The 12,503-nt window shown below is 35.8% G+C and carries 16 protein-coding genes; 6 read left to right on the top strand and 10 right to left on the bottom strand.

Features of this window, described 5'->3' with window-relative positions:
- Positions 1–246: 246 nt before the first annotated feature.
- From ACZ47B_RS02765 to ACZ47B_RS02740, 6 genes are all read left to right on the top strand, one after another.
- Complete coding sequence (locus tag ACZ47B_RS02765; protein ID WP_464895154.1) at positions 247–1,251, top strand: ABC transporter permease; 1,005 nt, start codon at positions 247–249, stop codon at positions 1,249–1,251.
- The gene (locus ACZ47B_RS02760) at positions 1,251–2,114 is read left to right on the top strand and encodes an ABC transporter permease (RefSeq protein ID WP_464895153.1); all 864 of its coding nucleotides are present in this window, start codon (positions 1,251–1,253) and stop codon (positions 2,112–2,114) included. Before ACZ47B_RS02765 ends, ACZ47B_RS02760 begins: the two co-directional genes overlap by 1 nt.
- Positions 2,114–2,974, top strand: a complete 861-nt coding sequence (locus ACZ47B_RS02755) for an ABC transporter ATP-binding protein (protein WP_464895152.1) — start codon at positions 2,114–2,116, stop codon at positions 2,972–2,974. Before ACZ47B_RS02760 ends, ACZ47B_RS02755 begins: the two co-directional genes overlap by 1 nt.
- Entirely contained in the window at positions 2,971–3,768 is a 798-nt protein-coding gene (locus tag ACZ47B_RS02750) for an ABC transporter ATP-binding protein (RefSeq protein WP_464895151.1), read from the top strand. The genes ACZ47B_RS02755 and ACZ47B_RS02750 overlap by 4 nt, the downstream gene beginning before the upstream one ends.
- Positions 3,769–3,885: 117 nt before the next feature.
- On the top strand, positions 3,886–4,233 hold the full coding sequence (gene ybeY, locus ACZ47B_RS02745) for an rRNA maturation RNase YbeY (RefSeq protein WP_464895692.1): 348 nt from the start codon (positions 3,886–3,888) through the stop codon (positions 4,231–4,233).
- Complete coding sequence (locus ACZ47B_RS02740) at positions 4,233–5,159, top strand: calcium/sodium antiporter (RefSeq protein ID WP_464895150.1); 927 nt, start codon at positions 4,233–4,235, stop codon at positions 5,157–5,159. Before ybeY ends, ACZ47B_RS02740 begins: the two co-directional genes overlap by 1 nt.
- An 8-nt stretch (positions 5,160–5,167) precedes the next feature.
- Here the strand turns inward: ACZ47B_RS02740 and mrdA are convergent, their stop codons facing one another.
- The 10 genes from mrdA to ACZ47B_RS02690 all read right to left on the bottom strand — a co-directional run bounded on the left by mrdA (position 5,168) and on the right by ACZ47B_RS02690 (position 12,482).
- A complete protein-coding gene (gene mrdA / locus ACZ47B_RS02735) occupies positions 5,168–6,964 on the bottom strand; it encodes a penicillin-binding protein 2 (protein WP_464895149.1) in 1,797 nt (598 codons plus the stop codon).
- Positions 6,961–7,419, bottom strand: coding sequence for a hypothetical protein (locus ACZ47B_RS02730; protein WP_464895148.1), 459 nt, complete (start codon positions 7,417–7,419; stop codon positions 6,961–6,963). Before ACZ47B_RS02730 ends, mrdA begins: the two co-directional genes overlap by 4 nt.
- Entirely contained in the window at positions 7,386–7,847 is a 462-nt protein-coding gene (locus ACZ47B_RS02725) for an N-acetyltransferase (protein WP_464895147.1), read from the bottom strand. The genes ACZ47B_RS02730 and ACZ47B_RS02725 overlap by 34 nt, the downstream gene beginning before the upstream one ends.
- Before the next feature lie 9 nt (positions 7,848–7,856).
- Positions 7,857–8,450: a ribosome biogenesis GTP-binding protein YihA/YsxC gene (gene yihA / locus ACZ47B_RS02720; RefSeq protein ID WP_464895146.1), complete on the bottom strand. Its 594-nt coding sequence runs from the start codon at positions 8,448–8,450 to the stop codon at positions 7,857–7,859.
- Positions 8,450–8,917, bottom strand: a complete 468-nt coding sequence (gene lptA, locus ACZ47B_RS02715) for a lipopolysaccharide transport periplasmic protein LptA (protein WP_464895145.1) — start codon at positions 8,915–8,917, stop codon at positions 8,450–8,452. The genes yihA and lptA overlap by 1 nt, the downstream gene beginning before the upstream one ends.
- Positions 8,917–9,366, bottom strand: coding sequence for an LptA/OstA family protein (locus ACZ47B_RS02710; protein ID WP_464895144.1), 450 nt, complete (start codon positions 9,364–9,366; stop codon positions 8,917–8,919). The genes lptA and ACZ47B_RS02710 overlap by 1 nt, the downstream gene beginning before the upstream one ends.
- A gap of 71 nt (positions 9,367–9,437) precedes the next feature.
- Complete coding sequence (locus ACZ47B_RS02705; RefSeq protein WP_464895143.1) at positions 9,438–9,935, bottom strand: KdsC family phosphatase; 498 nt, start codon at positions 9,933–9,935, stop codon at positions 9,438–9,440.
- A complete protein-coding gene (gene hisB, locus ACZ47B_RS02700) occupies positions 9,932–10,504 on the bottom strand; it encodes an imidazoleglycerol-phosphate dehydratase HisB (protein WP_464895142.1) in 573 nt (190 codons plus the stop codon). The genes ACZ47B_RS02705 and hisB overlap by 4 nt, the downstream gene beginning before the upstream one ends.
- Positions 10,505–10,516: 12 nt before the next feature.
- Positions 10,517–11,290: a septal ring lytic transglycosylase RlpA family protein gene (locus tag ACZ47B_RS02695; protein ID WP_464895141.1), complete on the bottom strand. Its 774-nt coding sequence runs from the start codon at positions 11,288–11,290 to the stop codon at positions 10,517–10,519.
- Positions 11,274–12,482, bottom strand: a complete 1,209-nt coding sequence (locus ACZ47B_RS02690) for a lytic transglycosylase domain-containing protein (RefSeq protein WP_464895140.1) — start codon at positions 12,480–12,482, stop codon at positions 11,274–11,276. Before ACZ47B_RS02690 ends, ACZ47B_RS02695 begins: the two co-directional genes overlap by 17 nt.
- Between the last annotated feature and the right edge of the window lie 21 nt (positions 12,483–12,503).

Here is a 12,503-nt window from a genome sequence, read left to right as displayed (position 1 = left end):
ATCTCTCCGATTCTTTTGAATAGTTTATATATTTTGGGCACTGACCAAATAAAACTTTTACACTCATTCTCAAAATTGCATCCTGCAATTTCTCCGAGGCTAAAATTTGGATTTGCATCCTTGCAAATCCTTTTAAATTTTAAAACCGTTAGAAAGTTTTATTCGGTCAGTGCCTTATTTTGATATAAACTATTCAAAAGAAACAATATGCTAAGTTTATATCCGATTTTTATTTAGGGAGTTTTTTTGTTTTCTTACACATTAAAAAGAATTTTTTGGACGATTCCTACGCTTTTTGGAGTTACTCTTCTTGTGTTTTCCATGGTTCACTTGGCACCAGGCGACCCTGCTGTCGCACTCCTTGGGGACAAAGCGAACAAGACTGCCATAGAGCAAATGCGTGCACAACTAGGTCTTGATAAACCACTTTATACGCAATACTTTATCTATATGAACAATGTAATTCACGGTAATTTTGGAAAATCCGCAAAAAGTAATGAACCGGTTATGGATGAATTTATGGATAGATTTCCGGCAACTGTAGAGTTATCCGTAGTTGCGATGTTTTTTGCGGTTCTTTTTGGTATGTTAGCAGGCATCATATCGGCTGTCAAGCGCTACTCGGTTTTTGACTATGCAAGTATGTTCGGTGCTTTAGCAGGTGTATCCATGCCTGTTTTTTGGCTTGGCCTTGTTATGATATACTTTTTTTCCGTCAAACTTGGATGGCTACCTGTTTCAGGAAGGCTTGGATACGAATATGACATAGATCATATAACCGGATTTTACCTGATCGACTCACTTATACTAAAAGATTATGAAGCTTTTTGGGACGCTTTGAGACATTTGATACTTCCGGCTATCGCCCTTGGAACTATACCGATGGCCATCATCGCAAGAATGACAAGAAGTAGTATGATAGAAGTTATGAAAGAAGAGTATATAAAAACAGCAAGAGCCAAGGGATGTAGTAGATTTCAAGTCATTTTCATACATGCATTAAGAAATGCTATGATGCCGGTTATAACTATCATAGGCCTTATGCTTGGCAGTTTGTTTGCCGGCGCCATACTTACCGAAACGACATTTTCATGGCCGGGTATCGGAAAATGGCTTGTAAATGCGGTTTATCAAAGAGATTTCCCTGTTATCCAGTCAACTACTCTTATCATTGCAACCATCTTTATAATCGTAAATTTTATAGTGGATATTTTATATGCATTTATAAATCCCAAGATTAGGCTAAGCTAATGTATGTGCAAATATATGATTTTATAAAACAATACAAAAGAAACAAATCAGCCGTAGCAGGTTTTTTTATCGTTTTAGTTTTGATCGGCATGGCTATTTTTGCTCCATATATCGCTCAGTATCCTCCAACCATTCAAAATCTAGCCGACAGACTTATACCTCCCATGTGGGACACGAAGGGAGTTGCCTCACATATACTAGGTACTGATGATTTCGGAAGAGATCTTTTTTCAAGGATCATCTATGGATCAAGGATCTCTTTGATGGTAGGAGCCATATCAGTCGGTGTCTCTTTGTCATTTGGTCTTTTTATGGGTATTTTTGCTGCATATTTTGGTGGCAAAACTGATATGTTCATCATGAGGATAGTTGATATCATGCTCTCGATCCCAGCAATTTTGCTGGCTATCGTCATTGTATCCATACTGGGGCCTAGTCTCTTTAATGCGATGATAGCCATAGGAATAGTAGGCATACCAACATATGCCAGAGTGGTGAGATCTTCGGTTTTGGCAGAAAAAAACAAAGAGTATGTCATCGCCAGTAAAGTAAACGGCTCATCTCATATGAGACTGATGTTCAAAGTCATACTTCCAAACTGCGCATCTCCTATAATAGTTCAAGCTACTATGGGTTTTGCCTCAGCTGTACTTGAAGCCGCAGGACTTAGTTTTTTGGGGCTTGGCGCTCAGCCTCCCACTCCAGAGTGGGGAGCTATGCTCAGTGATTCGCTTCAATTTATAACTACTGCCCCATGGATGATATTTTATCCGGGCCTTGCTATATTTTTCACCGTTTTGGGATTTAACCTTATGGGTGACGGGTTGATGGATGTTTTGGATCCGAAGTTAAAGGATAAGTAGTGTTGGCTAAAATAAGAAATTTAAAAACATACTTTTACTCTGATGAGGGAGTGAACAAAGCCGTAGACGGTATAAACTTTGATATACCAAAAAGAAAAACAGTTTGTATAGTCGGTGAAAGCGGTAGCGGTAAAAGTATAACTTCACTTTCTATAATGAGACTCATAGACGCTCCGGGAAAAATAGTAGGAGGTGAGATACTTTTTGAAGGAAAAGATCTTTTAAAATTAAGCGATAAAAAAATGAGAAAAGTAAGAGGCAAAGAGATATCGATGATATTTCAAGAGCCAATGACTTCTCTCAATCCTTCATATACAGTGGGATATCAGATAGATGAAGCTTTAAAACTGCATCAAAAACAGTTAAACAAGCATCAAAGATATGAAAAAGTCATAGAGTCTTTGGAGTTGGTTGGTATACCAAATCCAAGAGAAAAGTATAGAGAGTATCCTTTCAAGCTAAGCGGCGGTCAAAGACAACGGGTTATGATAGCTATCGCGATGGCCTGTGAGCCCAAACTGTTGATAGCAGATGAGCCGACAACCGCACTTGATGTCACTATCCAGGCTCAGGTTTTAGACCTTATGAATAAACTTCAAAAAGAGAAAAATACTTCCATCCTTTTTATAACTCATGACTTGGGTGTTGTATCTCAAATAGCTGATGAAGTAGTGGTTATGTATAAAGGCCATATAGTGGAAAAAGCCAGCGCAAAAGAACTTTTTAAAGACCCTAGACACCCCTATACCAAAGCACTTTTACACTCTATCCCCATACCGGGTGTAACACCGAGGAAGAAAAAGCTTGACACCATTGATGATAATGTTGATTATCTTTCCTTTCCAAAGGAGATAAGATGAGTAAAAAAGTGTTTGAGATAAAGAATTTAAAAAAGTATTATGAGATAAATATGGGCTTATTTAAAAAGCCAAAGATCATAAAAGCCGTAGATGATGTAAGTTTTGATGTTAAAAAAGGTGAAGTTTTAAGCTTGGTTGGAGAAAGCGGATGTGGTAAATCCACTACCGCTAAACTGATACTGAAAATCGAAGAGGCAACAGGCGGAGAGATACTGTTTGAAGGCAAAGATATATCAAAACTTTCACACGAAGAACTCCATGAGTATAGAAAAAAAGTGCAAATTATTTTTCAAGATCCATACTCATCACTAAATCCGAGATGGAAAGTCGGTAGGATCATAGGTGAACCGCTTGAATTAAACACTGATATGAGTAAAAAGGATATAAAAGAGAGGGTTTTATATCTGATGGATAAAGTCGGCATGTATCCTGAGTGGTATGATAGATATCCCCATCAATTCTCAGGCGGACAAAGACAGAGGATAGGAATTGCAAGAGCACTGTCTTTAAATCCTGAAGTCATAGTTTGCGACGAACCTGTAAGCGCACTTGATGTATCCATACAGGCACAAGTTTTAAATCTTTTACTAGACCTTCAGGATGAATTTAAATTGACTTATATATTTATATCGCATGATTTGAGTGTGGTTGAGCATATATCCGATAGAGTTGTCGTTATGTATTTTGGTAAAGTGGTCGAATCCAAAAGTGTCGAGGACATTTTTACCAATCCTGAGCATGATTACACCAAAAAACTCATAAATGCCATCCCGGTCATAAAGAATTACCGCTAATTTAATCAACAATTTGATAAAATATAAAAAAATATACCAGGAATCAAATTGATAGATTTTACAAACGAAACAACCTTGGATATAGATATAAGTTTATGCGAAGAGATTTTGAATGATGTGTCAAATGATGATATAGAGCTTATTCTTGTTGATTCCAATGAGATAAAGTCTTTAAACAAAGAGTACAGAGGAATCGACAAACCAACTGATGTCATCAGCTTTCCTTTTGAAAAAATTCCAAATATTCCCATAGGCAGTATCGTTATCAATGCAGACAAAGTTGTGGAGAAATCAGCTGAGTTTGGACATTCAAAAGATGAAGAGTTTACTTTGCTTTTTTTACATGGGCTGTTACATGTACTTGGATATGACCATGAAAAAGACAATGGCGAAATGAGAAAAAAAGAGAGAGAAATCATAGAAAAATTCTCTCTGCCTAAAAGCTTGATAGTAAGGAGTGAATGATGGAGTATCTTATCTTTATGGTTTCACTCTCAGCTCTTATCTACGGAGCGGACTTCATCATAAACGAATCTGAACGCATAGCACTTCATTTTGGTATATCATCTTTTGTTATCGGAGCTTCACTGATAGCCGTAGGAACAAGTCTTCCTGAGATGGCGGCATCCATGACCGCAAGCTACTATCATAAAAGCGATATGGCAGTCGCAAATGTCATAGGAAGCGTTATCTTCAATATCTCACTGGTTTTGGGACTTGTTTTTTTAATAGCAAAAAAGATCAATCCAAAAAGAGACCTTTTTAAAAAAGACAGTGCTTGGGGACTTTTTCCCGTACTTATCTTCATCGTTATGATAATAGACGGAAAGATAAGCAGGATCGACGGGGTTTTGTTTATATTTGTTATGATAGCTTATGTTATCTTTTTATCGCAAGATGCAAAAGAGTTATCCGGTGAAGTGGATGAGAGTTTGAAAAAAGAGAAATTCAACTGGATAAAGAGTATCATACTGCTTGGTATCGGCTTTATACTTGTTGTCGCAGGGGCTGACTACACCATAGAAAGTGCATCAAATATCGCAAGAAATCTAGGAGTTAGTGAATGGATCATATCTTTACTTCTTATAGCATTTGGCACAAGCCTTCCTGAACTTGTAGTCAGTATAAAAGCAGCACGCAAAGGCAATGCCGATATGGCCATCGGAAATATCATAGGCTCTAATGTGGCAAATTTCAGTATGGTTTTGGGAGCATCCGCTCTTATAAATCCATTGAGTGTAAATATCTCTAAAAATATTTTTGATATCATCTCGGTTTTAGTAGTGTCTGTGATGCTTGTTTTCATAACCGCAAACAGACTGTACTCCAAATCAGCCGGCATAGTTTTACTCGTTATGATGGCACTGGTCATTCAAAACAGTATAGGTTAAGGGCATCTTTAATTTTTTGTTTTGATATATCCCAATTCATACAGTTTGTCAAAAATTTTGGAGACTATATCTCCAGCGGCATGCCCACCATGCCCACCGTGTTCCACAAGAACGGTTACGGCATATTTCGGGTGTCTGTAGGGTCCGTAAGTGGTAAGCCACGCATGAGATCTTTTGAAGTATGTAAGTTCATTCTCTTTCATTCTTTTTTTCTCCTCCTGTGGGATTCCTACAACCTGAGCCGTTCCAGTTTTTCCTGCAAGTGTTATCTTGGTATGCAGGTAATTGGTTGCCGTTCCATGTGGTGAGTTACAAACTTCATACATTGCTTTTCTTATGGTTTTTATGTATCTAGTCTCTTTTTTTGAGAATATGGGCTTGTTTTTAAATGTTACGGGTTTGTCACCTATATTTTTTATAAAATGCGGAGTCACTTTATGTCCTGTGGCTATCATGGCAGTATATTTTGCAACTTGCATTGGAGTAACCAAAAAATAACCCTGCCCTATGGATGTAATGATGGTTTCCCCCTGAAACCAAGGCTTACCGTATCTTCTTAATTTCCATTTTCTTGAAGGAAGTATACCTTTGGATTCATTTGCCAAATCAACCTCTGTTTTTTGCCCGAAGCCGAATTTTGCCAAAACTTTTGATATGTTATCGATCCCAACTTTAAGACTGCCTTTATAGTAATATACATCACAACTTTCCCTTATGGCTTTTATGATGTTTACCTTGTGATGACCCTCTTTTTTCCAACATCTAAATTTTCTATTGCCTAGTTCAATGAATCCTGGGTCATAAAATATAGTATTTCGATTTATGTACCTGCTATCTAAAAATGCCAGACCGACACCGGGTTTGACGATAGAGCCGGGAGGATAAAGTCCGTTTGTCAATTTGTTCGTAAAAGGGTGATTGAAATCGGTTGAGATTTGTTTCCACTCTTTAAAGCTTATGCCGTTTACAAATTTATTGGGATCAAATCCCGGATATGAACCTGCAGATAGTATAGAGCCGTCTTGCACATTCATGACTATGACCGCACCGCTTTTTCCTTTAAAGAGATTTGCTATGTATTCTTCAAGTTTTACATCGACACTTAATGTGATATTCTCTTTTTTCGGATCTATTTTTTTTAGTACCTTTACTTCCTTGTTGTAGGCTGATACTTCACTGACTTTAACACCCGCTTTTCCTTCAAGATAACTGTTGTAGTATTTTTCCACTCCGCTTTTACCTGTAAAACCTGTCAAATTCGCTACAAAATCCGCTCTTACATCTTTTATATTGGCTTTTGCGACATAGCCGAGTACATGAGAAAGTATGGCACCATACGGATAATACCTTTTTGATGCGGGTACTATCTTGATATCATCATCAAGTGATATCTGAGAAAAATATGGAATGATCTCATCATAAGGTAAAAATCTTATGACTTTGATATATTTGTGCACATAAGGAGAATCTTTTTTAAGGTACTCTTTTTTTAAAGTTGTCGCTTTCAAATCCGGAAAGAATTTTATCAGTTTGTTTATCTTCTTATCGAGTATTTTGATCTTTGCCTTTTTGCTCAAGTGTGGCTTTATCTCTATGGCAAATCCGAGCTTATTCACTGCTAATGCTATACCACGATTATCTCTTATGACTCCTCTAAGCGGCGGGATGTCTTCTCTTTTTATGATATTGTTCTTTGCAATTTGCGAATACAGAGCATTTGATTTTACCGATATATAGTATATCTTCACGACAAGTATGAAAAGTATGGTTATAAAAACAGCTATGGCTATCTTGATCCTTGTCATATGATTGCCACCGTTATTAGAAAATCAGTAACTATATAAAGCAGATATTTATAATCGATACCGGGCAAATCATAATTGAATAGATAACTTAGTATCAAATTGACTAAATAGTATCCTATATAGGCGTTTAATATATGAAAAAATATCCTATAGTTTTTGTTACTGAAAAATCTTTCTATCTTGTCTATAAAAAAAAGATAGTATATACCGAAAAAAAGTAAAAATGAAAGTGGTATGAAACCTTTATCTATCTCATAAATGAATATATAAAAAAAAGCCAGACTCACTCTAAATATGTGACTTTTATCATGTATGTATCTTACAATATAGTAAAATGCTACCCCATAAAGTGGAGATAGATATAGATATATGGAAGTCAGCGATTCATATACGACAAGCAGTAAAAAGATCAGCAGATATTTTAAATTTGTTTTATAAAGGCTATTTCGTTGCATACCGGGAAGTGTTTACATTTTATACAATCAGCCCAGATTTTCTGCTCGGGCAACTTGTCTTTATCGATTTCATTAAAACCGATCCTTGAAAAAAACTCTCTTTCATAAGTGAGCGCAAATATACTCTTTACACCTAGTGCTTTACCTTCGTCAATTAGAAAATTTACCAGTTTTTTACCAATTCCAAAACCCCGATACTCTTTATCTATGATGATGCTTCGTATTTCGGCTAATTGTTTTGAGAATATATGAAGTGCGCAAAAGCCGACTATTTTGTCTTTATCTCTAGCTACAACATATGATCTTATATTTTGTGCTATTTCATCATCGCTTCTATATAAAATCACACCGCTTTCAACTTCGGGATGAACTAACTCTTGCATCATATCTATATCAAGCAGGGTCGGTTTTTCATAAGTTATATCCATATGCCGCCTTTATGAAAAAAGTGTATCAAATATAACATCGTTGGCTTTTTCTATACCTTTTTTGTTTAGATTTGAAACCAACAATGCATTTGGAAAATCTTTTTTTAATTTCGACAACTCTTTTTGGTTGAGCTTATCAGCCTTTGTAAAAATTTCTATGATTTTTTGATCATCCCTTTTTATGGATTTTAAATACTCTCTTACACCCTCATCGATTTTTTGAGTAGGATGCCTGGCATCAAGAAGATGCACAAAAGTCCTTATAGAGAGCCTACTTTTTATGAAGTCGTTTAGATTCTTGCTCCACTCTTCTTGTATGGATTTTGAAACTTTTGCATATCCAAATCCCGGAAGATCGACAAATCTAGCCATAAATGTTTCTTCGTCTTTTTTGTATACAACTTCAAAAAAGTTTATAAGCCTTGTTTTTCCGGGAGTTGAAGACTTTTTTGCCAAAGCTTTTTTATTGGTGAGACTGTTTATAAATGAGCTTTTACCGACGTTGCTTCTTCCTAAAAATGCAACTTCACTTATGCCCTCTTCAAGCAAATTACTTCTTGAAGTTGAAGAAGTTAAAAATTTGGCGTTTACTATCCTGGTCACTATTTTTTATCTTCCACTTTAAATATGAACTTGACAGGCTTGTTTCCACTGCTTTTTACATCATATTTTCCGTTGAGCTGGTCGATAGTTATATCATCACCATAAATCTTTTTATGAGTATCGATATCCTGCAAAAAGGCATTTCCTATAAAACGATAATATTTCTTCAAAGGATTATAAATGATCTTATCCGCTTTTCCCGCATAATGTTTTTTGTTAAGTATCAGTTTAAATTTGGCTTTACCGGTTGCAGTATATTTTACAGGATTTTTGTTTTTGTCAAAATTTATGATCAAAGTGTTTGAAGTGATGGTATCATACCCCTTTACAACTTTAACATCACCGGTAAATTTGGATATAAGCTTTGCTTCGTCCGCTTCAAAATGTTTTGACGTGATTTCCACATTTTCACTTTTTGCCCACAAGATACCGCCAATCAAAAGGCTTGCCAAGATTATTTTTTTCATTATTTTTTAAATTCCTCCGTTACTATATTTGCTTTTATGTTATCAGCAGTCAATCTTTTTTCTCTTTTAAAATAAACAAATGAGCTACCGACAACCTCACTTTTTTTATATGTCGCTTTAAAAAGCGTATTTGATGAGAGTATATCTTTTTTTATATTGTAAATGACTCTATTTGCTGAAAGGGTTTGATCCTCACTGTCTTTATATAGAACATTTCCAAAAAGCGACAAGATATCATCTTTTAATACTCCTCTATCTGCCCACAGCTTCTCATCGGTTTTGTTATCTTTTTTGTTCGAGTATATCTTATATAGTTCATATCTGTCTTTATATCTTTTTGCGATTTTTGATTGAAGATATGCGCTTATACCTTGATAAGTTATATCGTACATTTTACTATCTTCAAGCTCCATCATGGGAGTGTCGGTCATATTTGCATATATGCTCAATGTCTTGGACTTTTGGTAAAACAAAAAGATCGATGCCGATAAAAAAAATATAATAAAAATTAAAAAAAATCTTACACCCAATGTTCTTTAAACCTCTCTTGTAAGTCACACTCTTTTAAAAGTATCTCTATCATTTCCCTTACCGCACCGTCACCGCCGCATTTGCTTAAAACTATCTTTGCGGCATCTTTGGCATAAGGTAAAGCATCTTTGGGAGCGAAAGAGTACCCTGCAACTCTCAAAATGGGGACATCGTTTATATCATCTCCTATGTAGGCTGTCTCGCTGTATTTTAGACCCTCTTTTTCAAGAATTTCATCTAATTTTTCTATCTTCTTTTTCACTCCCTGATACAAATATGTAATACCAAGTTCTTTGACCCTGTTTGTTACGATGGTCGAATCTCTACCTGTTATGATAGCGGTTTTTATACCCATTTTATGTAAAGTTACGATACCAAGACCATCTTTGACATTGAAAGTCTTTATCTCATTACCGTTACTGTCATAACTGATTGCGCCGTTTGTCATACAACCGTCAACATCAAAAACGACAAGTTTAAGACTCATAAAACTCCTTTCGTACTAGGAGTTGATATCCTGTCGTTATATGCCAAAGCTCTTCTTAGGGCTATAGCAAAAGATTTGAAAGCAGCTTCTACCATATGATGTTTGTTGACACCTCTTTCTTTTATGATATGTGCATTGATAGATGCATTGAAAACGAGGGCTCTAAAAAATTCTTCGGCAAGTTCCGCATCGAACTCCCCGATTTTACCAAAAACAGGTACTTCGTATACAAGATAAGGTCTGTTTGAAAGATCGATTGCACATTTGATACTCGCTTCATCCATCACTATAGTCGCATCTGCAAATCTTTCCATATTTTTTAAAGGGTATATTTCATCTTTTAAAGCTTTGCCTATAACAATGCCTACATCTTCCACGCTATGATGAAAGTCAACTTCCAAATCACCCTTACATACTACACTCAAATCGACAAGAGAGTGTTTTGAAAAAGATTCGAGCATATGATCGAAAAATCCTATACCGGTATTAATATCACTTTTACCGGAACCTCTTATATCCAAAGTTACTTTTATATCTGTTTCGTTTGTTTTTCTATCGATGGTGGTCATCTTTTATCCCTCTTATTTTCTCACTATGAAAGCACCCGGGAATTCTCCCTGTCCTATAAAGTCTCTTGCTTCATTCTCACTTTTAAAACCGCTTAGCCAAACCCTGTATATAGGATTTCCTTTATAATACCCTTTGACAATGGAAGTTTTGTATCTGTTTTGATAATTGTTATATCTGTTTTTATATATCTTAGCCCCCTCATATCTTCTAAAAGAGCCTATCTGTACTGAAAAATTACTTAGCGTAACAGATGATTTGGTTTTGTTGGATGCGGTGGTGATCTTTCCGTTAAAGCCTAAAACCTCAAGTCTGACCGGAGCCGTACCGCTTGCGACTACGCCTAATTTTTTGGCTGCAGCGTACGAAAGATCGATGATCCTGTTTTTTACAAACGGTCCTCTGTCATTGATCCTTACTATCGCACTTTTTCCATTCAAAAGATTTGTTACCTTTACTATGGTATTCATAGGGAGTGTTTTATGAGCAGCCGTCATGGCATACATATCATACCACTCTCCGTTTGAAGTTTTTTTGCCGTGGAAATTTGGTCCATACCAACTAGCAATTCCTCTGTATATATTGCCGGTGCGGACAACTGTCGGATAATACGTTCTACCGTTTACCATATACGGTCTCATTGTAGCTTTTTGAATACTTGGAGAATTGTTTATCTTGTGACTTCTTACAGGCGGATAGTAACCTCCATAGTAACTTCTTGACGAGCATCCGGCAAGAAAAATCAAAGCCAATGACACTGAAAAGATATTTCTAATTTGGGATAACAATTTTTACTCCGGGCTTCAATAAAGAATTTTTCATATTGTTTGCCTGCATTATCTTTTTGATTTTCACTTTAAATCTTTTTGATATAAGAGAAAGTGTATCACCTCTTTTGATGGTGTATTTTACAAATCTCGGACCGGTCGAAGGTATAATGAGTTTTTTTCCAAGCCTTAGAAAATTACTCTTTAAATGGTTGAAATCTTTTATGATCTTATATGATATACCGAACCTTTTGCCTATCTTGTATAGAGAATCTCCTTTTTTTATGATATATACATAAAATTTTCTATTGCTTTTTGAAGGTTTGTAATTTTTTTGAAAAAGAGAATATTTGTTGTATGGGATATATATGGTGTATTTTTTGTTGTATGGTGGAGTGAAATAATATCTTAACTGTGGATTGAATTCTTTGATCGTTTTTGCCGAGAGATGTATACTTTCACCGATACTTCTTAGAGAAACCCCGCCTTTTACTTCAACGGTAGCCAAAGTAAAAGTACTGCCTCTGTTCATCAAATGATCTGCTTTGTTTTCAGCTATAAAGTCTTCATCGTTTGAAAGATTTGCCATCATCACAATCTTTCTTATATACATTCTGCTCTCTTTTGGAAGATATTTTTTCCTGCCATCCAAAAGAAGACTCAATTTATCGCTTCCTAGTTTTTTTATAACCCTGCTTAGTTTTCCCTCTCCGCAATTGTATGCTATAGCGGCAAGATACCATTTCCCAAACCTTTTGTGAAGGAATTTCAAATATTTTATAGCGACTTTTGTGGATTTTATAGGATCTCTTCTCTCATCGACATACCTGTCCACTTTCAAGCCAAGCAGCTTTGCGGTTCTTGGCATAAATTGCCAAAGCCCCACTGCTCGGGATCTAGATCTTGCTTTAGCTGAAAAGTTCGACTCTGCCATGGCAAGATACAAAAATGCTTTTGGTATTCCTGATTTGGTTATCATTTGTCGTATTACAGGTATGAAAGTTCTGCCGTCTTCAAGTACTCTTAAAAAGTGTTTTGTTTTATATATTCCCAGGTTGTTTTTCATAGATACAAATACAGGATCTTTCAAAAAAGTTACATCGATATCCAGACTTTTAAGTACACGTATCTCTTTTGTATAGTCATCTTCAATCGTTAAAAGTCCCCATGAAAACTGCCAAATAAGTATCAAACCCAAAAAAACTCTAATCATTTACTAAAATCCTCAAATTTC

It is taken from the genome of Thiofractor thiocamini, assembly GCF_055384375.1.
The sequence above is the reverse complement of the archived record's forward strand: the minus strand, read 5'-3'. Positions and strand labels throughout refer to the sequence as shown.